Source organism: Halobellus sp. EA9, assembly GCF_051195055.1.
GTDB classification, from domain to species: domain Archaea; phylum Halobacteriota; class Halobacteria; order Halobacteriales; family Haloferacaceae; genus Haloquadratum; species Haloquadratum rubicundus.
Genome location: NZ_JBNTJW010000016.1, coordinates 1 through 21458, shown reverse-complemented (window position 1 = coordinate 21458; position 21458 = coordinate 1). Strand labels below are relative to the sequence as shown.

Here is a 21458-nt window from a genome sequence, read left to right as displayed (position 1 = left end):
GGAGAACAAAAGTGGTTCGGGGGACGCGCGATCCGAACCGAGAGAGTGATCCTGGGTTTCACCGTGGCGCTGGTCCGGTGGGTTCAAAACCGGGGGAACCGGGAACGTACCCGGAGCTCCCCGACGACGAGATCGGCGACGACAGCGACGTATCGTCCGGGGCCCCCGTGGAGAGTATGACGCTGCCAGTTCGACCGACATCCACACCAAGGGCGAGGTGCGAACGGAGGCGTTCGACCCGGTCACCCACCTCCGGACCCTCCTCCACGAGGTGTGGAACGATCGGGCGGTGGGGACTATCGAGAAGTACTACGCTGAGGACGTCAAAGTCGAAGCCGCGTCGGGGCGACGGCTCCGGACGACGGACGAACTGCGCACCGAGGTACTCGAACGACTGGGCGCGTTTCCCGACCTCGCAGTGACCATCGAGGAGATGATCACCGTCGAAGACGGCGACGGCTACAGGTCCTCGATTGCCTACAGCGCGACCGGAACCCACAACGGACCGAGCAAGTACGGGGCGGCGAGCGGGAGTGATAGTGATTACTCTCGTCTCTTACCGCCGAACGCCGTTACCGGGGGTGGCGTTCGGCGGTAAACAGTGAGAGTAATCACTATGAAATCACTTTCATCGGACACATCAACCAGACGCTCAGGAAGGTTGGTGACGACTGGCGCGTCGTCCACTGCAGGGAGGACTTCGACGAACGCCGACTAATGCGCCTGCTCGCGTAGGCGCTCGACAGGATCGCACAGTCGGTATCAGAGATACTGCTTGTCCTCGCGGACGCGCTTGAGGACATCGACGCCGAGTTGATCGAGCAGGTGGATCATATCGATAAACACCCAGTTCTCCGCGAGCAGGTCTCCCTCTCGGCGCCAGAAGTCCATCACCCGCATCGTGACGTCCTCGCCCGTCGCCGGCAGTCCCAGCCAGCCTGATCCCGTGTGGGTTGCGTACATACTCGGCCACCCGTGCCACGCAGCGTAGGTGGACTCGGCGAAGCGAACGTCGTCTTCGTCGGACCAGCGGTCCGGGAAGGCCTCCAGGAACGGTCCTTGGTGATAGTCCTGGAATCCGTCGATGCCGCGCGTGGTACCGATCCCTGCCGGACCGTACCACATAAAATCCTCGTGCCAGTACTCGTCTAGCTCCATCCCGGAGAGCCCTTCATCCTCAAAAGAGGCAAGCCCCTCGAAAATCATATCTTCGACCAGTTGGAGCGTCTGTGCGGATTCTTCGGAGTTCTGTTCGGAGGGCACGACGCCGTCCTGTGTCGCCGGCCCGGGGACGGTCGGCTCGGGCGCAAGCGAGGGGAAAAAAGAGTAGCCGGCCTGCCGTAGCACGTCCAGTACGTCGATCAGGATACGTGTCTCGGCGATCCGGTCGCCCTCGAAGCGGTGGAACTCGCCGAACCGGAGGAACGTCGCGTGTCCGGTCGGCGGGATGTCGAGCCACTCGTCTTCGAAGGTACCGACCAGATTCCCGGTGGCACCGACCCACGCCTCGTCGTCGTACTCGCCGCCGAGCAGAATGTACTCGTTCTTTTGGACGTCCGGGAACGCGGTCAGGATCGGCTCCCAGAACCGCTTGGCGATTCCCTCGACGCCGCGGCAGTCGTCGAGTGGTGCCGGCCCGCGCAAGACGGCGTCGTCGTGGTAGTACTCGGAGACGAGCGCCTCGGCCGTCTCCGGTTTCGCCTCGTGGATGGTTTGTGAGAGCGCGTGGACGCGCTCTTTGTCACTGGTAGCAGACATTGGTAATATCCAACACGCGAGTGATTCGTTCGGGGGTACCTAAATCATACGTTCGGGCGACACCGGTCCCGCCGCATCGACGGTATATATTTATATGCCGACCGAATTGGTCCACTATGGCCGACAGTTCACCCGTCGTCAGAGAACTCGACATCGCCGACACCGTCTACGATATCACCTGGCAGACCGCAGACGAGGGGCCCGAGATCACACAGGGGGAACGTCACCGGACGTACTTCTACCATCTCGACGGCGACATCCCGACGCTCGTCGACACCTGCTTTCAGAACCGCGTGGAGTTCCTCTTCGAGGGAATCGAAGAGATCGGTGTCGAACCGGAACGGCTGATCATTACCCACCGGCACCTCGATCACGTCGGGGCGTTCGACGAGGTGGTCGAACGATACGGCTTGGAGACGTGGGTGCCCGAAGAGGACAACGTCGTCGAACTCGACGACTACGGTATCGACATCCAGACCGAACCTGATCACCTCTTCGGAGACGGTGAGGAGATCGGCCGGTTCGAGACGGTGCACGTGCCGGGACACTCACCCGGAAACTCGGTCCTCATCGACGAGGCGGCCGGGATCGCCCATTGCGCGGATACGGTCAGCGGGTCTGATCGCCGTGGACTCCCGCCGGGCTATCTGTTGCATCCTCCGCAGGCGACCCACACGAATCAACCGCCCGAGGCGGCCGTGGCCGCCGAGAAGAACCTCGAGAAACTCCTCGAGTATGACTTCGAGGTCGCCATCCTCAACCACGGAACGCCCGTCTTCGAGAACGCCTCCGAGAAGCTGAAAAGATACGTCAACTTCGAGGCGAACTTCGCGGACGAGGGGCGTTCGATCCACGCCAACGACCGGAAGACGATCGACGCCGCCGAACTCTACAGCCGCCTCGACGAGCAATAAACAGTCTCAATCGCCGCCGACTCGATCTTCCAATTCCTGCTCGAACATCTTTACGACCGCACCGACGTCCTCCTCACCAAAGCCCTCGTCGCTGGCTCGGGTGTAAAGCCGGTGGACCAACCCACCCATCACCATCGGGAAGTCCTCGTCATCGGCCATATCGACCGCCAGTCCGACGTCTTTCCGTGCGAAGTCGACGCTGAACCCGGCCTCGAAGTCCCGTTCGAGCACGCGCGGCATCCGGCTCTCGAACGCGACCGACGTGGCACTCGCGTTGCCGAGGATGTCCCAGAGGCGTTCGCCGTCGATCCCATAGCGTGCGCCGAGCGCGACGGTCTCCATCGCCAGCAGCAGATTCCCCATCGACATCGTGTTGTTCAATAGCTTCATCGCGTGGCCAGATCCCGACGACCCAGCATAGTGGAGTTCCGCACAGAGTGCAGACAGCACGTCCTGAGCCGGTTCGGACTCGAAGACCGCCTCGTCGCCGCCGACGAGACCGGTTAGCGTGCCCTCTCGGGAGTTCTCTGGCCCCCCTGTGATCGGCGCGTCAAGGATGTCCGCGGGGGTCTCGGCAACGGCGTCGGCAACGACTTCTGTCGTCGGCGGCGCGATCGTGCTCATCTCCAGGAATATCGTCTCGACGGCCTCGTGTGCGAGGCCATCGTCGCCCGTGTACGTCGCTTCGACGATCTCCGAATTCGGGAGGCTCGTGATCGTCACGTCGGCCTGACGGGCCACGTCGCGGGCGCTCTCGGCGGTAGTTCCGCCGTATTCTGCGAACGCCTCGCGGGCCGTCGGCTGGATGTCGTAGCCATAAACCTCGAGCCCCTCGTCTAGCAGGTGCTTCGCCATGTTGCCGCCCATCTTGCCGAGTCCGACGACTCCGGCTGTCGTGTCGACCATACGCGGGAATCTGTCCTACCGGTATTATATTTAACGACTACACACAGTGACCACGGGGAGAGAGTGAGAGTCCCGTGATCAATCGAAATTGTGATAGACCGATTTGATCTGCGTGTACTTCATCGCGCCATACTTGCCGTCCTCGCCACCGATTCCTGACTCGTTCCAGCCGATGTGGTGGCCCTGTTGGGCGCCACCGCTCCCGTTGATGAACGTCTCGCCGAATTCGAGGTCCTCCGCGATTCGCATTGCATCGCGATAGCTCTCTGTGAACACGTACGATGAGAGTCCATACCGGGAGTCATTAGCGAACTCGACGGCCTGGTCGACGGATGCGACTTCCACGACCGGCGCGACGGGGCCGAACACCTCCTCGTGAATCACGTCCATATCTTGATCAACATCGGTGAGGACCGTTGGCTGGATCCAGAAGCCCGTCTCTGCGGGCGCTTCGTCAACACCGGCTCCGCCGGCGGCTACGGTGGCACCCTGTTCAACCGCGTGCCGGATCGCGTTGTTCGTTTTCTCCAGCTCATTGGCACTCACCTGGGGACCCATATCGGGATCGTCGCGCGGGTCACCGATTTCGACCGCTCGCATCGCCTCAGTGAACCGCTCTTCGAACTCCTCACGGACATCCTCGTGAACGTATATCCGCTCGACACACGTACAGACCTGTCCGGCGTTGATCGTGCGCGAAGCGACGATATTCTCGACGGCAGTCTCTATATCAGCGTCCGCAGCGACGATGGCTGGCGCCTTCCCCCCAAGCTCGAGAGAGACACGAGTGAGGTCGTCGGCCGCGTTACGCATAATGGCTTTACCAGTGTCGACGTTCCCCGTCATCGTAACATAATCGACCTCGTCGTCCGATACGAGGCCGGCGCCGACAGCGCCCCCGCCTGGGACAATGTTCAGGACGCCCGACGGGAGATTAACCTCCTTGTGGATGAGATCCATCAGTTCAAGCGTCGTCACCGGGGTGAGTTCGCTCGGCTTGATGACCGTGGTGTTGCCCGTAACGATCGCGGGGGCCAACTTTCGTACGAACACCGACACGGGGAAATTCCAAGGGATAATTCCCGCGACGACGCCGTAGGGCTTCCTGAGGAGGTTGATCGACTGTCGGGGTTCGCTGCCGGGGACGACGTCGCCCTCGATGCGGCGGTCCCACTCCGACATATACCGGGCGATGTCGGCTGAGGCTTCGATCTCGTACTCTGCGACCGACCGCGTCTTCCCCTGCTCTCGGACGAGCGTGTCTGCGAGCGACTCGACATTGTCCTCCAGGAGGTCGGCGATCTCTCTGACCAGGTCGCCGCGCTCTTTCGCCGGCCGTCGCTCCCACTCCGGCTGGGCCGCCCGGGCCGCGGCCGTCGCCCGGTGGACCTCGGCTTCCGTCGCCGACGGCACGGAGACGAACGCTTCTTCGGTGGTCGGATCGACGACCGGAATCCGGTCGTCGCTGTCGGATGCGTGCCACTCGCCGTCGATATAGAGAGGCGTCTTGCCAGGATCTACCGTCATATCAACTCCTCTTCGGGTCGCAACAATAAATGTTTGCCCTCGAAGCGACCCGAAGCGAGCGCGAGGGTATCAACGGTTTCGTCCGACAGTATAAAGACAGTATCAGATATCCGCTGTGACGGCCTTGAATCCGACGAGCCGTCCGATGAGCAACACCAGTACCAAGACGAGGAGGATCTGGACAGTCGCCGTCGCGGCCACGAGGGGCGACGAGTCGAACTGCAGGAACAGGAAGATGCGGACGGGCAGCGTCGTCGTGTTCCCGCCCGAGAGGAACAGGGCGATGACGGAGTCAGTGAAGGAGAGGATGAACGCCAGCAGGAAGCCGGAGACCACGCCGCTCCGCATCAGCGGGAGCGTGACCTTCCGGAAAGCCTGAAACTGGTTCGCTCCAAGGTTCCGGGCCGCCTCTTCGAGCTCGGTGTCGATCGATTGGAGGGCCGTCATCGCCGTCAGGAAGGTATAAGGAATCGTGATCACGATGTGTCCGCCCGCGATCTGGAGGAACGCGGGGAGCCTGCTGATGATGCCCGTATTGTACACGACCATCAGCGCCAGGGCGATGATGGCCGGCGGGAAGATCAGCGGCAAGAGGAAGTACATCACGACCTCGTTCTCGAACGGAACGTCACGTCGTACAACGCCGTACGCGGCCAGAATGCCGAGGATCGTCGAGATGACGCCCACAGCGATCGCGATCGGGAGGCTGACGAAGAAGAACGCGTCGAAGAACTGGCTCTGGAGGAAGGCTTCGTACCATCGAAGCGAGAACCCCTGCGGCGGGAACGTCTGGTAGTCCGTCGACGTGAACGAGACCGCGACGACGATCACGACGGGCAAGACGAGCACGGCAAGGCTCAGCGCCAGCAGCGTGTAGTAGACCGCGTTGCCTGCGACGAGACTCGGCGTCGACAGCGACCGCGACTCCGACGACCCAGTCGGCAGCGCTCCGGCGAGCGTACTCAGAAGGCTCATTGTGAGGCCCCCATCCGGCCCTTGATGAGGCTGAAGTACACGTAGACCAGCGCCGTGGTCGCGAGCGTCAGGACGGTTCCGACGGCGCTCGCGAAGGGCCAGTTAGTCGAATTGACCGCGTGCGTGTACACGAGGAGCCCCATCGTGAGATCCGTTCGTCCGCCCATCAGCGCGGGCGTCACGATGGAGTTCATCGTAAGCACGAACACGAAGATCGTCCCTGTAATGAGTCCCGGGAGGCTGAGCGGGAGCGTCACCTTGAGGAAGGCCTCGAGCCGGTTCGCGCCCAGGTTCCGCGCGGCCGGGATCAGTGAATCGTCCAAATCCTCGATCGCGGAGTACACGGGGAGGACTACGAGCGGGAGGTAGACCCCCGCCAGACCGATCGTGACCGACGTGGTGTTCCCCAGCAGATCGAGCTTCGTCCCGAAGGCAGCCGTGAGGAAATCGTTGATGACGCCATTGGTCGCAAACAGGACGATCCAGCCGTACACGCGGACGACCGTTCCGATCATCAGGGGGAGGAAGACCGAAAACAGCGCGAGCTGCCTTCGGATCGGTGTGGTCCGGGCGATGAAGTACCCCAGCGGATATCCGAACAGGATGCAGACCACGGAGACGATCACCGAGAGCTTGACCGTGTAGGTCAGGACCGATCGGTAGAAGGGATCGAACAGCAGCGACTGGTAGTGGTTCAGGGTGAACTGCCAGCGGATGATCTTGGTCGCGCTGTACTCGAAGAAACCGATGGAAACCGTGTACGCGAACGGGAGGAGCAGGAAGACCAGGAGGTAGGCTGCCGGCGGGGCCAGCGGCAGGTACTCGTCGGCCTCTTCGGAGAGGAGACGATACGACGTCTTCGTCTGATCGTACACGCGATTGATCGAACTCAGCATATCAGGCGTCCCCCTTCCCGATGAGGTCGTAGTCTGTGAACCTGACGGAGACGACGTCGCCCTCGTCGTGTTTGGGCGCACCGAGCTTGGTGACGAGGAACTCCGTCCCCTCGATGTCGACGTTGTACTCGGTGACCGACCCCAGGTGGACCGTACTCACGACGGTTCCGTCGTAGGCGTCGTCTTCGCTGTCCTCCCCGTCCAGTGTGATGTCTTCGGGGCGGATGTAGAGTAGTTCCGACGCTGGGTCTGCGGGCGGGTCGTCGAGCGGAAGCGAAAAGACGTCGTTCTGGAAGGCCGCCCGTCCGTTCTCCCGGACCACGTCCCCGGAGATGAAGTTCGAGTCGCCGACGAAGTTCGCGACGAACTCCGACTGGGGGTTCTGATACAGTTCCGAAGGCGGCGCGTAGCGGATCTTCTCGCCCTCGTGCAGAACGAGGACGCGGTCCGACAGCGTGAGCGCCTCTCGCTGGTTGTGGGTGACATAGATAGACGTGATCTCCAGCCGATCGTGGAGGTCTGCGATCTCTCGGCGCATCTGCTCGCGGAGCTGTCTGTCGAGGTCCGACAGCGGTTCGTCGTAGAGGAGCAGGTCCGGTTCGAGTACGAGCACGCGCGCCAGGGCAACCCGCTGCTGCTCGCCACCGCTGAGGTTCTGGATACTTCGGTCTTCGTAGCCGGGGAGGGAGACGACCTCCAGAATGTCGGAGACACGCTCTTCCAGTTCGTCCTCCGAGAGGTTCTCGCGGTGACGCAGCCCGAACGCGACGTTGTCGAAGACCGACATATGGGGGAAGAGCGCGAGCCGCTGGAACACGAGCCCCATATTCCGGTCTTCCGGCGGAAGCCCGATCATATCGTTCCCTGCGACGACGATCTGTCCATCGTCGGGCTCGACGAACCCCGCGATCGACTTCAGCATCGTCGTCTTTCCGGATCCCGACGGTCCGAGGATCGAGACGAACTCGCCCTCTTCGACGTCGATCGACACGTCATCTACCGCGACGACATCGTCGTACGTCTTCCGCAGGTCCAGTATGTCTACGAATGCCATTGATTGTTCTATAAGACAATTAGAAATCAAGTATTTAAATCTTCCTCATCTTTGTGGCCGGAATGAGGTATATTCAACTGTCGTAAAGTTTCGTGTCCGAATGGACATCGATCGTCGACGGAGTCCGAGAATCGACAATTACTGCTCGACAGACGTGACGAATCGCCGGGTGGACAACTCGGCGGAGGTGGGTGACAGGGTCGGCGGATGTCGGGAGCCCTTCCTGGAAGATCAGCGCGCGATGATCTTCCGCCACTTCGAGGCCACTTGCGGCTTGATCTCTTGGACCTTGACCCAGTCGATGCCCATATTGAACCGCGAGATCTGTTCGTCGGTGAGGACCATCGTGGGGTGTTTCTGCTTGGCCTCCTCGGAGATGTACTCGTAGGACTTCGGCGTGGCCGGCGGATAGCCGAAGGCCTCCGCGAAGTTGGCCTGGACCTTGGGATCGTACGCCCCTTCGAGGAACTTAACGGCCGTCTGTTTCTGGGCCTCGGGCACGTGTTTGGTCATCGGATAGCCCCAGTAGTCCATCACGGAACCGCCCTTCGGGATGGAAAAGCCCATATCGAAGCCCTGGTTGTTCCGCAACTGGTCGACGCGAGCAGACAGGAAAGGCGCGGCGTAGATCTCGCCGTTCTTCCAGAACTGCATCGCCTGGTCGGTCGACGACGTGACCTTCGGGTCTGTGACCTTGACGAACTCGCGGAGCCAGTCGAGTCCGGGCTGGACGTTGTCGAGGGTGCCGCCCATCGCGTGGTTGATCGCGAAGAAGTACTTCGAGCCGGCCTGGTCCCACGCCCCGATACTGACTTTCCCCTTGAGCGCGGGGTCGATCAGGTCGTTCCACGTCTTGAGTGTGAAGTCTAGCTTGTCCTTCCGCCAGGCGAGACCACGCGGGAAAACCGTCGTCCCCCCCATATATTTATTCTTGTACGCGTCCGCGACGTTGTCCATATTGTCGACGAGGTCCATCTGGTTGGCCACCGCGCCGCGCTTGCCGAGTACCTGGGCTCGCATCCCGTCGAGTTCGACGAGGTTGTATTGCGGACTCTTGGGCGACCGTTTCAGAGCTGAAACGTACTGTTCCGACGGCACGGCGGAAAACTCCAGTTTGTGCTCTTCTTCCCACGCCATCTTTCCGTTCCGAAACGGATCGTAGAACGCGTTCGCGCGGGCGTCGCCCCAGCTACCGCCCGTGCCCGCCAGGGTGACCTTGACGTTCTTTTGTCCGCTGGTGGTGTTCCCGCTGGTCGTGCCACCGTTGGTGCCTCCAGACGTTCCGCCGCTCGTCTTTGTGTTGCTCCCCCCGCCACCGGAACATCCCGCGAGAGCCGTCGCTACGGCACCGGTACCGAGTGATTTCACTACTTTTCTGCGAGTCAGTGGGCTGCCATCATATCCCATAGTCGTTCACCGGGTGCATAATAGTTAAAATTAACTGTTATTGTCGGGACACTGACGCCGACCACCACTCCCGTGTTAGCGCGTAGGAGGGCTCTCGGAGTCCTCTTCGGCATCGCGATCCTCGGAGGTACACGCCCACTCCATCGCGGCATTGTCGTAGTTCGACCACTCTTCGGTGTACTGCCACCGGCCGTCGACCTTCTCGATCAGGCAGTTGTAGATGCTGAGATTGTTATCACGCGTGAGTTCTTTCCCCGTCGGGGGACCGAACTGGCTGTGTCCGGTGTTTTTGCCGATCATATAGCTGGGCATACTCGTCTTGTAGCCGTTTTCCTCATTTCCTTCCCAGAGGACGTCAAGAATCTTGATTTTGATCCCAGGAAATGCGGACTGCCAGTTGAGCGTGTGTTCGATGATTTCGTCGGTACCCTCGACTTCGTTGCCGTTGGCGGCGTGGATGACGCAGTCGTCGTCGTAGTAGTACTCGATTCGGCCGGGCATCTGGAGGTCCCAGATTTCGTAGGTTGACCGAATAATCCACGCTTCGACATCGAGTCCTCCGTCGTCAAGAATGAACTCCTCGTAGTCGATCGGTTCGTCCTGGTAGAGTTTTTCTTCTGACATCTGTGCGGTCTCGCCGATGCTATAAAGCGCAGGTTCCTCCATACATTCCGGCACAATCTAATCCTACATAAAATATGTGATGCCTGATATCGACCACGAGAGACATCTAGTGCAATGTGTGCAACAATATTGGACAAAAAGCGGTTTGATCGATAGGGTGAGAAAGGCTCTTATCCCCCTATATCGAAATGTGTGGTATGCCAAAGCGACGCAACGTGCTCAAGTCGGCGGATAAGCTGTTTGTTATACTTGAACATCTGAAATCGAACGGCGCTAAGACTGTCACGGAACTCTCGAACGAGCTGGATATGCCGAAGAGCACGGTGCAAGTGTATCTGAACACGCTGTACGACAACCAGTTCGTCGCCAAGAGCAACGGGGGCTACGAGATCGGGCTGCGGTTCCTCGAGTTCGGGATGTACTCGCTGTGGAACGAACCGATCTTCCCGCAGGTCAAATCAAAAGTAGAAGAACTGGCCGACTCAACCGGAGAACTGGCCGCCTGCTTCGTCGAAGAGCAGGGTGAGGCCATCTACGTCTACGGAACTGAGGGCGAGCGATCGATCCGGACTGATCTCTCTGTCGGCGATCGGTCGCCACTCCACTGCACGGCGAGCGGAAAGGCCATCCTGGCTCATCTGCCTGAAGACCGGATCCAGTGGATCGTCGAAGAGCACGGACTCGAAGCGAAGACTGAAAACACGATAACCGATTCGGACGAGTTATTGGACGAACTTGCCGAGATTCGGGACCGCGGGTATGCGATCTCCAATCAAGAGTCAGTCGAGGGAATGCGAGCAGTCGCCGCACCGGTCCTGCTCGACAGCACCGTCGCAGGTTCGGTCAGCCTCGCTGGGCCAGCGAACCGTTTCGTCGACGAGCGCTTCGAGGATGAGATTCCGGAGACGGTCACAGGCGTCGCCAACGAACTTGAACTCAAACTCACGTACTCCCAAAGTGGTATCTAGCGATAGACCGCGAGGATTGATAATAACGAATGTGTATATGTTATATTTAATAAAATCGCTCTACTGTCCGATCGGGCCAGTGGAAACAGTAAGTAACAGTCGTACATCTGTTACCCGTATCGATAAAGCGGACAAATAATTATTTTATATTTGTTCAACAATAGTAAACAACTGCTGTACGGAGCTAATCTGGCGATGGTATGCGATAGGTTGGCACGATAGAGGCGTTCAGGGATGGTTGATTCCGTGGTTACCAGTGCCTAAGTGTTGAACGAGAACGAGTACCATGCTAGCATAAGACTGTTTACTATGGTTGAACCGAACTGCAACCAAAATCTTATAGTAGTCCGATTAGTTCAACTTCGTATGGCAAACCAAAGCCTACAGTCTGCTTTAGAGGTAGCTGAAAGCCCAGTAGAGATGCTGCGGCAGGCAGGAGGCCGATGGACGTGGCCCCGCGAAGTCGCACGCGAGTACACCAATTGGATGGACGAACTCCGGGCGACCCGTGAAACGTGCGTCCTCGCAGACCTCTCTCACCACCAGATGGACCAGGTCATCGAGGGCCCCGACGCCTTCGACGTCCTGAATTATCTCTCGACCAACAGCTTCGACGGGTTCGACGTCGGGAAGGCCAAGCAGGCGATTATGTGCAACCCGGACGGCTACTTCATCGGCGATGGCGTCCTTCAGCGCATCGGCGAGGAAAAGTTCGTGATGAGCGGCAAGGTCCCGGCCGCACACTGGGTGGCCTACAACATCGAGACCGGCGGCTATGACGTCGAGCAGACGATATACCCCAAGTCATCGAAGAACCCTGACGACCCGCATTTCTTCACTTACCAGGTCCAAGGCCCTAACGCGTTGGATGTGATGCAGGAACTCGTCGACGACGACCTCACCGACATCCCGTTCTTCAATTTCAAGCGAATCACCATCGCGGGCGAAGAAGTCCGCGCCCTGCGCCATGGGATGGCCGGCGAGGTCGGTTTCGAACTGCAGGGTTCCTACGAGCGTAGCGACCTGATTAAGGACGTCATACTTGAAGCTGGCGCCGACTACGGGATCAAGCGGCTGGGTACCCGAGCGTACGAACCCCTTAGCGTCAAACTCGGCTGGGTCACCACCCACGTCCCCGCGATCTACACCGGTGCTGAAATGCGGGAGTACCGCGAGTGGCTCGATGCCGACAGCTACGAGGGCACCTACTCGATCGGGGGGAGCTACTCTGCCGAAGAGATCAGCGACTATTACGTGAGTCCGATCGACCTCGGCTACGACCATATGGTCTCCTTCGATCACGACTTCGTGGGGAAAGAGGCGCTCAAAGCCGAGGTAACCAATCCTGAACGGACCCGCGTCACACTCGTGTGGGACGATGAGGACGCGGCTGGCCTCTTCGCGTCGTTGTTCCAAGACGAGCGGCTACCGAACAAGATCTTCGATCTGCCCCGCGACCGCTGGGGAGCACACCACGACGAGGTCCTCTCCGATGGCGATGTCGTCGGCATTTCGAAAAGCTTCGCGTACTCCTACAGCGATCGCCAGATGATTTCAATCTGTTCGATCGACACGGAGTACAGCGAGCCCGGCACCGAGGTCACGCTGGTCTGGGGCGAAAAGAACGGCGAGTCGCCGAACCCGACCGTCGAATCGCACACGCAGACGGAGATCTCGGCGACGGTCCAGCCGAGCCCGTACCTCGAAGACTCCCGATAACATCCAGGTGCGTCGACGAATCCGCCGTCGGCCTCACCGGGACGATATTTGAATAAAAATTTTTATTTATTTTAGTTCTGTGGATAACACTATGGTCGACAGTGCCACGCCTGTCACTCGACGGGCCGTTCTCAAAACCGGGGGTGCGACCGCGGTGAGTGCCACAGCACTCGCCGGGTGTTCGACGACTTCCTCGACGGGCGGCAGCTCGAAGGGACCGATACTCATCGGGGCGACGATCCCCAAGACTGGGCCGCTCTCTTCGACGGGGCGATCGATGCTGCGAGGATACAAGATCGGAATCGACTACATCAACAGCAACGGCGGAATCGACGGCCGCGAGGTGAAACTGATCATCAAAGACGACGAGGGCGATCCGAAAAAGACGCGTTCGAAGCTCCAACAGATCGTCTCGAACAACGACGTCGCGATGCTGTGGGGGAGCTTCTCCAGTCTGCTCGTCACCGCGGGGAGCGCCTTCGCCGAGAACCAGGAACTCCCGTTCCTCGGAAGCACCTTCGCCTATATGAAGCCACACGAGCAGAAGAACTACGAGTGGACGTTCGCGCCGTTCCCGAAGAGTCGGGACATCGCGCGAAACACCAAACTGTGGTTCGACTCGTTGGGACCGAACTCGCCGACACGGCTCGCGATCTGGGAGCTTAACACGGCCTGGGGCCAAGAGATGGCCGACTACTGGGCACAGACCTTCGAAGGGACGAAGTACGACGTCGTGTTCCGCGAGACGTACTCAGTGGGCACGAGCGACTTCACCACGTTGATTTCACAAACCAAAGCCAAGGACATCGACGCGCTGCTGTCGAATCCGATTCCACCGGACGGGATCACGGCGGTCAAGCAGATGGCCTCGCAGAACTTCTCGCCGAAACTCGTCGACTTCGTCCGAGCATCGGATCCGAGAGCGTGGACGTCGGCTCTCGGCAAGATGGGCAACTACGTAGGGAGTAGCGGGGTCGGCTGGCTCGCTGGGCTCGATACGACGGGCACGGACGCCCTGGTTGAGCGCTATCACCAGCAGGAGGACGTCGAGGCCGGGACGGTTCCGATCGACGTCCTCGGAGACGCGTTCGGGCTCACCCAGGTCGCCGCGCAGGCGCTCCAAAGCGCTGGCTCGACGAAGAACACCGATATCAAAGACGCGCTCCTTCAGGCGACGTTCGATACCGTCCTCGGAAAGTTCGGATTCACCGACACCGGAATGCCGGAGCCAGGTCAGCTTGTCCCGGCGTGTGGGCAGTGGTCCGACGGCGCTCCGATGTTGGTCTACCCGCAGACGGACGGGGAGTACGCGATGGAAACCGTCTATCCGGTCCCGGACTTCGGTTCCCGGTAGGTGTGATAGTGATTGCTCTCACTGTTTACCGCCGAACGCCGTTACCGGGGGTGGCGTTCGGCGGTAAGAGACGAGAGTAATCACTATGAGAAGGACACTACCGACGAGTTATTCGTACCGGACCCGTTCGAGGTTGTCGATACCGCCGATCCACTGGTGATCGTCGCCGTCGCTGATGTCGTTTTCCTCCCAGGCGACGGGCTCCCAGTGCGGATCCAGCGTGAGGTAGCTCCCCGTGTTGAACTCGATTCGGTGGCCGCTCGTCGGATCACGAGCGTACATAAACTCCCCGCGGGAGATGCCGTGCTGGCCGATCCCGTCGACCGGAACGTCGTTCTCGTTCATTACGTTGTGTGCCGCAAAGAGGTCGTTCGGGGTGTCGACGCCGTACGCTACGTGGTGGACGGCAGGTTCGTCGTCCGCACTGCTGGATTGGACGACCGCGAGGTCAATCTTCACCCCGCAGGCGCTGAGGAACGTTCCCCACCGCGTGCCGTCGGCCTCGTCGTAATACTCCTGCACCTGGAACCCGAGCTCTTCGCGGATCCACTCCGCGCACTCGAACCCGTCTGGATCCCAGATCTGGAGGTGATCGATCCGGTGGGGTGCGATCGGATTGTTGTCCGAGGGGTCGTACACGCGGTTCTTGAGCTTCGAGCGGCGCTCGACCGGCGGGTCGGGTTTCTCCATCTCGCCGTAGAGCTCGAACTGGTGGCCGTTCGGAACCTCGAACCGGATCGCCTCGCCTTGACCGGGTTCGACGCCATCGTCGATCCAGGTCACGTCTATCCCCCGGTCGGCGAACCGGTCTGCGAACGCCGCCACGTGTTCGGGGGCTTCGGTCTGCCAGCCGATATGGTCAATCCGCGAGCGCTCGGCCTCGGTCAGACTGAGCGAGTGATGGTCGTGCTCGTCGACGGCTCTGAGGTAGACGCTGTCGTCGTCTCTGTCGACGATTTCCAGTCCAACCGTTCCGTGGAAAAATTCGATCGACGATTCGAGATCCGGTGTCTCAAGCGCTACGTGGCCTAGTCGTGCGACTTCAGGCTGCATCATTCGTCGGTGACGGAACCACACGTAATAAATCTCCTGTCGAGCGGTCCGGAGTGAGACCGCAGCGGTCTCAGTCGTCGCCGCGAACCGCGGTCAGTCGGGGGCCGAGAGTCCGCTTGATCGATCCGAGATCGCCCCCGATACGCAGGATCTGGTAGCCTTGCGCCTCGGCTTCGGCGATGCGCTCGGGGTCAGTCCTGATCCCGCCGACGGGCACGTCGGCCTCGAGGCAGGCCTCCCGGATCGAGTCAATCTGGGCGACCACTTCCGGATGATTCTTGTCTTCCGGGTGGCCCATCTGGACCGAGAGGTCCGAGGGACCGATGAAGACGAATCCAAGTTTCGGGACGTCCAGGATCGCCTCGAGATCGTCGACGGCGGTCGTCTTCTCTATCATCACGCCGAGACAGACCGACTGGTCTTCGGTCGCGACGTAGTCGCTCGCGGCGCCCCAGTTGCTGGACCGGCCGCTTGCCTTGCCGCGCTCGCCCGGCGCACCGTCGTAGACGAAGCGGGTGGCCTCAACCGCGGTCCGCGCCTCCTCGGCGGAGTCGACACGCGGGATCAGCAGGTTTCGGACGCCAGCGTCCAGCACCTTTCGGATGAGCGGCGGATCGCCGGAAGGGAGCCGAACGAAGAGTTCGGTCCCGCCGGCCTCTGCGGCGCGCGTGAGATCTTCGAAGACGCGGCTGTCGTACGGGCTGGGCCCCATATGCTCGAAGTCGAGCCAAACGAAGTCGACGCCGAGCGTGCCGTACACTTCGATGACGGTCGGCGAGAAGGTCGAGGCACGTGCGCCGTAGACGACTTCGTCGTTCTCGAGGGCCTCGCGTAAGCTGTTGCTCTGGTTCATATTATGTATCGGATCGGTAGGGTGGGTGTGAGGTATATTGATTCAGTCGGTGCGACGAATCCAGCGACTCCGGTCGTCGGGTCTCAGTCTTGGTCGGTAACGATCTGGAACCGACGGCCGTCGGGGTCACGGAAATTCGTGATCGTGCGGCCGGTCTTGTCCACGTCGTAGGGACCGACGATCGAGTCGATCTCGGCATCTTCGAGGTCTTCGGTCACGCCGTCAATATCCTCGACGGCGAAGGCGATGTGGTTGATGCCCGGCACCTCTTCGCCCTCGACGGTGTGGATCTCGAAGAGTGGTCCCTCGCCGTCTGCGGGCACGTACTCGTAGGACTCGCCGTGATGCTCGGTCTGACGGTGCTGCTCGTATCCGAGTTTCTCGAAGAACTCGGCCATCTCGTCGGCGTCGCTCGCTTCGATCTCGATGTGGTCGATCGTTCCAATCACGGATGGAGGTGCACGACAACAGTATATAAATAATTGCTTGTAGTCATTTGTTGTTGATATCCACCTGGAAACACGAGCTCTATGGGAGGAGCCACCAGTCCATTCGTCTTCGGTCCGTTCCCCGTATGGGGTCACTCCCGACGTACATACGTGACCGGACAGGGAGCGTTCAGTAGCACCTGTTGGGCGTAGTCGCCGAACATCGCCTTGCCGGTCGGCGACCTCCCCCGCCCGCCGATGAAGACGCGGTCGACCTCCAGGTTCCGGGCCGTCCGCACGATCTTCGTGTCCGGTGCACCGACCGCACCGCGAATCTCGTAGTCGATTTCCCGCTCGTCCAGTTGCTCCGCAGGGGTACGGATCGCCTCGTGACGTGCTGCGAGTTGACTCGGCCCGAACGGCTCTGCGTCCGGGCTGACGTCCAACTGGTCGATGAGGTCGTCGTACTCCTCCTGTGGGAAGACGTGCTGTATGTACAACGTGGCTCCAGTCGGCTCCACTAACTGCAGAGCTACGTCCAACAATCGCTGTACGTGTTCACGATCCTTCGGACCGAACGCGAGCAGTACGCTATCGACTGACTCAGGCATACGCGGATCCACACACGGGTGGAGTATAGTAGTTTGCTTTTTCCGACAGGTGCCTGTTCGTGGGTCAATCGTCGTCGCGACCGACGCCCGGCGCGCTCGTAGCTCGTTTCACCGAGCGTATCCCTGACAGCCACCCCAATGTGTCGTGGGATCAGGTACTCTCGCGGATCCGTTCAGCGACGGTCTCGAAAGTCACACGTTGCTCAGTTTCGATTGAAAAGCGGTTGACCACGAGATCAAGTACGTTTAGTTGCCGGAGTAGTTCGCGCGTTCGTTCGTGATCGATACCCAGGTGACGATGAACCTCGTGGACTGTTCTCGCCTGCACCACGACCTCAGCGAGTTCACGAAGCGTGACGTCGTCCGGAAAGCCAACGCCATCTGTGAGCAAATCTTCCTTCGGGAGTGGCTCCGCAGACTCAGCCTCTAAGCTGTCGAGTTCGGGCTGTGGGCTGTCTACTCGATCCGATGGGGAGTCTTCGGAGTCCTGTGTCGAACGGGTTGCGGAACCATTTACAGGCCGGGCATCTGTCGCCACTGAATTGTCGGTTGATCTAGCTGGCTGACTCTGGTCGATCGTCGCATACGACTCGGGTGAATGGATACCTGCATCAATCATATACCGGCGAACAGTTTCGGCAGAGACGTCGAGTTCGATCAGATCACTCATTTCACCGAAAGTCTCCGAAATCTCATACAGCCGACGGAGGTACTCCGTGTCCTCGAATGGGGGAACAGAGTCGGTGCGTGCCGACTTGAGGGCCAACTCGACTCCCTCACTCCCAGCTGTATCGCTGTCAGTATCTGCCGCGGTTTTCGACAGACGGGGAGAAATACCGCGGAATTCGTTCGAATTCACATTGTTTGGATACTCGTCCTCTTCGAGATCAATTATCAGATTGAGTTCGATTAGGATCTCCCCATCTCGCGTCTCAAGCTTGTTCGGAGAGATCGATAGATTCGGCTCTCCGTCACCAGGGCTTTCGGTAACCTCCGGTAGCAATGTCGACGAAAGGTCCTCAAAACGGAACGTGACGAACGGTCCAGCGTCATCTATCGATGCCGTCGAAGGAGAGCACGACAGCGGAGAGTCCTCGTTCAGGAGATCGCTGAAAGACGCACTTACTTCCACGGTCGCGGACACTGATGCGTGCTGCTCGGCCGTGACCTCTACTCGGCGTGTAGACTGACTATCTTCGTCAAACTCCTTGAGCACGTTCGACAGTGTTTCAAACGAGGAGTGTAAACCCATTCCGCGCTCACGAAACTGGATCCGTTATTGAAATATATAAAACTACGTGGAGCTTCTGGAGATGGGTGCTGCGTTGTAGTTGCCGTTTTCTGGAACTGACAGTAAGTTCGACTGCTTGGATCTGATATTATAAATGTTATTATATATAATATTAAGTTAAAGAGAAAGTGGCGGCACAGTATCTGTTACATTCTAATACCTGTTTATTCGATCGCTTCAGTGGCTAAATCACCGAGCTCTCCAGCTTCGATATATGAATACCGTTCTCGTACCATTTCTTTAGAATTATCTAGATATCGAGCAGCCACGGTATAGCCAAATGCTCGGACGAGAACCTCACCCATTCCTCGGCGACCACCGTGGGGTGCGAGATAGTCGTGTTTCGGATGGGTAATGTCGATTTCAGCATCGTCGGAGAGCCGTTGGAGAATCGACTGTGCTCCATCTGTCGTGATTGACGGCGGCCGAATGTCTTCATCAAGCGCCAGCAAGAGGTCGCGAGCGTACCCCTCACGTTGCTCGGCGATTTCTTGCGGGCGTTCTCCCCGGTCTTCGAGCTCATCCCGAACGAGTCCCGAAAGCGTTCGTTGGTCGAACGTCGGAAACACCGGCCAGCGTTCCGTCGGTGGGTCCACCAGCTGTCGGTAGCTTCGCAGCGGAGAGATCACCGGGTCGGGGAGACTCGCGGCGTCCCATTGCTGGTTCTTTCGGTAGACGTCCATACTCCCGTCGTCGAGGGAGAGGTCCTCCCAGCGCACACCGCGCCGGTCGGGTCGTTCGGGTCCCGGAGGAGTTCGCCGACCCGAACGGCGGTGTACGCGAGGACGAACACCAGGGCCCGGTCACGAGAAGCCTTCAGCGCCGCATAGCGCGGTCGCTGTTTGTCGAGGAGGTCAGTATCCTGGGAGTGTCGTGTACGCCCCGACGGCGTCGCGAGCCCGTTCGTCGACGTGGCGGGTGAGGACGTGGCGCTGTTCCGACGTCCAGGCCTGCTGATCGCCGGGCTTGCGGCCGTCGTCCTCCGGCAGCGGCGCCATCGCACTCGCCCGCTGCGCGTAATGCGCCTCGAGATACCCTTCGTTGACACACCAGCCACACCACGCAGAGATATAGCGGTAGTAGGTTTGGACCGTATTCTGCTTGAGGCCCCGATCACCGGCGAGATGTCGGGCGTACTCCCGGAACACGCGTTCGTCGAGATCGTCGAAGGTCGGCTCGCGGTCGACGTCGTCGGGGACGATCCCGGTCCAGTCATCGTCGCCGCGGTCACCGGCGGCCCACTCGGCGAATCGTTTGAGTTCGCGGGCTGCGTTGCGTCGGTAGTTCCCGCCGTCGCCTCCGCGGCCTTTCCCCTTGTCCTGAAGATACCGCTCGAAATACTCCGTGAGAGAGGTCAGTGGCGTCCATTCCGTCGATGAATTCCGGTCCATAGTCTTGTGGAGTAAGGAACGTAGTCAGTCACATAGACAGACGCCACCTTCCCGGATCTGGTTCACTGCGAACTGATGGACGACGCTGGCGAGGTCAATCATTGCTTCTGATTGTTCTTCAGTTGGACGCCCACCGCCGTAATAACTCTCTGTCCGGTTCTCGCTGTAGAGGTCCTTCATCGCCTCTGCGGTCTCGCGCTCAAATAGCCCAATCTGGTGGGCACGCTCGTAGCTGAACTGGTGATCCTGAAAGTCCTGAAGCGTATCGTTCGTCATCGCGAGCGCGTACGCCTCGATCGACCGTTCGATAGCGCCGAAACAGACCTCGATAACGGCCGTATAGTACCCGTCCTGTGCTTGGAGGGTGTCAACGACTTCGAGGAGGCGGCACGCTTTCGTCAGCTGGGTCTTCCAGTCTTCGTCGGCACTAATTCCGTCCTCGAACGCTGTTCGACCGCGTCCGATCATCTCGAAGGCATCCTGTGCGCGGTCGAGTGCTGTGAGCACAGCGGTCGGGTCCGAGCCGTTACTCATCAGTGGCTCCTTCCTGCAAGAGGAGGTTCTCGACGGTTTCGAAGTCATTCGTCTTGTAGACCGGAATTCCTGAAACGACGATCTCTCGGATGTCTTCGGTGTACGCCGGGATCGCCTGGACGGCCTCAACATCGATATCGTAGGCGTAACGGTCACCGTCGAACTCCGTGTCTTCGAGGTCACGGACAATCGCGTTCGCCTCTCGTTGGTTTTCCGCCCGCCCAGACCGGGTTAGCACCCAGAGATCGATATCGCTCCGTCGGTCAGCCTCGCCCCGAGCCACACTCCCATAGAGGATGATGCCGACGACGTCATCGATGTTCTCACGGAGCTCCGTGACCGCAGCTTTGACCGGTTGGTGATATTCTGATTGGGGTATGCGGAGGATTGGATCGTTTGGGATGGACAGACGCTGTCTGTTGATCTGGACGAGTCGCTGGTTGCTTTCGGAAGACTCCACCACCAAGTCGTTCGCGCTGAGAACGTTCACTGCCCGTCGGACGGACTGATGTGAGTGGCCGATCTGTGTCGCGAGCTCTCGCAGTGAGAAGTCACTGAATCGGTGGTTTATCAAAAAGAGAAGGACGTCGCTCGTCGCTTTGTGTTTGAATAAATCTGGGTCTGAAGGTGGTAATGAAAGAGAAATAGCGACTCCAGACGAATTTTTGGTATCCGCCTCACGGTTCATGTGCCGTATCACGGACCACCACTATAAAAATATTATATGTGATCTGGAGTTGTCCTAAATATCTGCTCTAACAGCAACGGGCGTGCGGAGAAAGATATCCGTCAACTCCGGGCCTCACTACGTTTCGCCAGAGGCGTCTGATCGATCGCGAAGGCTGTCCACGCCGGCGAGGTCGGCTTGGCCGAAGAGACCCAAGAGATCTCGGACCCCGTTATTGGCGACGCTACCCTGGGGGAAGCGCCGTTCTGAGCCGATTGCAGCATTCGTGCTTAGCGGACGGCGTCGGGGTACTTCAAAGTGGTCGTGATTATTGGAGTAATCAAAACCAATATGGAAAATGCCAGTATTCCACGAAAACAGCAGCTAGAGTCCCTGAAACCTACATTCGATAGACTATAAATTATATATTGCTATATCGAATTCGTATCGGTTCCAAGTTGAGACTACACCGAATTTAGCGAGGCTGTGATGCGTGAATTTGGCCGATTCAGTAAGGCAAATCACCTC

20 protein-coding genes and 1 pseudogene are annotated in these 21458 nt (G+C 59.4%); 5 read left to right on the top strand and 16 right to left on the bottom strand.

Going from position 1 to position 21458, the window contains the following annotated elements; translation table 11 throughout:
- Positions 1–217: 217 nt before the first annotated feature.
- Entirely contained in the window at positions 218–598 is a 381-nt protein-coding gene (locus tag ACQUQ0_RS15960) for an ester cyclase (protein WP_435186563.1), read from the top strand.
- 164 nt (positions 599–762) lie between these two features.
- Here ACQUQ0_RS15960 and ACQUQ0_RS15955 read toward each other — a convergent pair whose 3' ends face one another.
- Positions 763–1758, bottom strand: a complete 996-nt coding sequence (locus ACQUQ0_RS15955; protein WP_435186561.1) for an ester cyclase — start codon at positions 1756–1758, stop codon at positions 763–765.
- Positions 1759–1874: 116 nt separating this feature from the next.
- On the opposite strand from ACQUQ0_RS15955, the gene ACQUQ0_RS15950 reads away from it, so the two are divergent.
- Entirely contained in the window at positions 1875–2672 is a 798-nt protein-coding gene (locus tag ACQUQ0_RS15950) for an MBL fold metallo-hydrolase (RefSeq protein WP_435186559.1), read from the top strand.
- A gap of 6 nt (positions 2673–2678) precedes the next feature.
- Here ACQUQ0_RS15950 and ACQUQ0_RS15945 read toward each other — a convergent pair whose 3' ends face one another.
- The 7 genes from ACQUQ0_RS15945 to ACQUQ0_RS15915 all read right to left on the bottom strand — a co-directional run bounded on the left by ACQUQ0_RS15945 (position 2679) and on the right by ACQUQ0_RS15915 (position 10103).
- Positions 2679–3578 carry an NAD(P)-dependent oxidoreductase gene (locus ACQUQ0_RS15945; protein WP_435186558.1) on the bottom strand — a complete coding sequence of 300 codons (900 nt, stop codon included), beginning with the start codon at positions 3576–3578 and terminating at the stop codon, positions 2679–2681.
- A gap of 78 nt (positions 3579–3656) precedes the next feature.
- A complete protein-coding gene (aldA, locus tag ACQUQ0_RS15940) occupies positions 3657–5105 on the bottom strand; it encodes an aldehyde dehydrogenase (RefSeq protein WP_435186556.1) in 1449 nt (482 codons plus the stop codon).
- Between the two features lie 102 nt (positions 5106–5207).
- Positions 5208–6080, bottom strand: coding sequence for an ABC transporter permease (locus tag ACQUQ0_RS15935; RefSeq protein ID WP_435186554.1), 873 nt, complete (start codon positions 6078–6080; stop codon positions 5208–5210).
- Positions 6077–6976 carry an ABC transporter permease gene (locus ACQUQ0_RS15930; protein ID WP_435186552.1) on the bottom strand — a complete coding sequence of 300 codons (900 nt, stop codon included), beginning with the start codon at positions 6974–6976 and terminating at the stop codon, positions 6077–6079. The genes ACQUQ0_RS15935 and ACQUQ0_RS15930 overlap by 4 nt, the downstream gene beginning before the upstream one ends.
- 1 nt (position 6977) lies before the next feature.
- The gene (locus ACQUQ0_RS15925; protein ID WP_435186550.1) at positions 6978–8030 is read right to left on the bottom strand and encodes an ABC transporter ATP-binding protein; all 1053 of its coding nucleotides are present in this window, start codon (positions 8028–8030) and stop codon (positions 6978–6980) included.
- A 231-nt stretch (positions 8031–8261) separates the two neighbouring features.
- On the bottom strand, positions 8262–9167 hold the full coding sequence (locus ACQUQ0_RS15920; protein WP_435186548.1) for an ABC transporter substrate-binding protein: 906 nt from the start codon (positions 9165–9167) through the stop codon (positions 8262–8264).
- Positions 9168–9512: 345 nt separating this feature from the next.
- Complete coding sequence (locus ACQUQ0_RS15915; RefSeq protein ID WP_435186546.1) at positions 9513–10103, bottom strand: ester cyclase; 591 nt, start codon at positions 10101–10103, stop codon at positions 9513–9515.
- A 155-nt stretch (positions 10104–10258) separates the two neighbouring features.
- On the opposite strand from ACQUQ0_RS15915, the gene ACQUQ0_RS15910 reads away from it, so the two are divergent.
- The 3 genes from ACQUQ0_RS15910 to ACQUQ0_RS15900 all read left to right on the top strand — a co-directional run bounded on the left by ACQUQ0_RS15910 (position 10259) and on the right by ACQUQ0_RS15900 (position 14102).
- Positions 10259–11029 (top strand): IclR family transcriptional regulator, encoded by a 771-nt coding sequence (locus ACQUQ0_RS15910; RefSeq protein ID WP_435186544.1) that lies wholly within the window; start codon positions 10259–10261, stop codon positions 11027–11029.
- A gap of 366 nt (positions 11030–11395) precedes the next feature.
- Positions 11396–12748 carry an aminomethyl transferase family protein gene (locus tag ACQUQ0_RS15905; protein ID WP_435186543.1) on the top strand — a complete coding sequence of 451 codons (1353 nt, stop codon included), beginning with the start codon at positions 11396–11398 and terminating at the stop codon, positions 12746–12748.
- A 154-nt stretch (positions 12749–12902) separates the two neighbouring features.
- Positions 12903–14102 (top strand): amino acid ABC transporter substrate-binding protein, encoded by a 1200-nt coding sequence (locus ACQUQ0_RS15900; RefSeq protein ID WP_435186541.1) that lies wholly within the window; start codon positions 12903–12905, stop codon positions 14100–14102.
- Positions 14103–14210: 108 nt separating this feature from the next.
- Here ACQUQ0_RS15900 and ACQUQ0_RS15895 read toward each other — a convergent pair whose 3' ends face one another.
- From ACQUQ0_RS15895 to ACQUQ0_RS15860, 8 genes and pseudogenes are all read right to left on the bottom strand, one after another.
- Positions 14211–15155, bottom strand: coding sequence for a VOC family protein (locus ACQUQ0_RS15895; protein ID WP_435186539.1), 945 nt, complete (start codon positions 15153–15155; stop codon positions 14211–14213).
- Positions 15156–15225: 70 nt separating this feature from the next.
- Positions 15226–16008 carry an HpcH/HpaI aldolase family protein gene (locus tag ACQUQ0_RS15890; RefSeq protein ID WP_435186537.1) on the bottom strand — a complete coding sequence of 261 codons (783 nt, stop codon included), beginning with the start codon at positions 16006–16008 and terminating at the stop codon, positions 15226–15228.
- An 83-nt stretch (positions 16009–16091) separates the two neighbouring features.
- Complete coding sequence (locus ACQUQ0_RS15885; protein WP_089768094.1) at positions 16092–16457, bottom strand: VOC family protein; 366 nt, start codon at positions 16455–16457, stop codon at positions 16092–16094.
- 131 nt (positions 16458–16588) lie between these two features.
- Positions 16589–17047, bottom strand: a complete 459-nt coding sequence (locus ACQUQ0_RS15880; RefSeq protein WP_375800190.1) for a universal stress protein — start codon at positions 17045–17047, stop codon at positions 16589–16591.
- Between the two features lie 151 nt (positions 17048–17198).
- On the bottom strand, positions 17199–18263 hold the full coding sequence (locus ACQUQ0_RS15875) for a hypothetical protein (protein WP_435186534.1): 1065 nt from the start codon (positions 18261–18263) through the stop codon (positions 17199–17201).
- A 239-nt stretch (positions 18264–18502) separates the two neighbouring features.
- A pseudogene (locus tag ACQUQ0_RS15870) lies at positions 18503–19729 on the bottom strand (tyrosine-type recombinase/integrase).
- 24 nt (positions 19730–19753) lie between these two features.
- Complete coding sequence (locus tag ACQUQ0_RS15865) at positions 19754–20263, bottom strand: DNA-binding protein (RefSeq protein ID WP_435186532.1); 510 nt, start codon at positions 20261–20263, stop codon at positions 19754–19756.
- Positions 20256–20951: a nucleotidyltransferase domain-containing protein gene (locus tag ACQUQ0_RS15860; RefSeq protein ID WP_435186530.1), complete on the bottom strand. Its 696-nt coding sequence runs from the start codon at positions 20949–20951 to the stop codon at positions 20256–20258. The genes ACQUQ0_RS15865 and ACQUQ0_RS15860 overlap by 8 nt, the downstream gene beginning before the upstream one ends.
- Between the last annotated feature and the right edge of the window lie 507 nt (positions 20952–21458).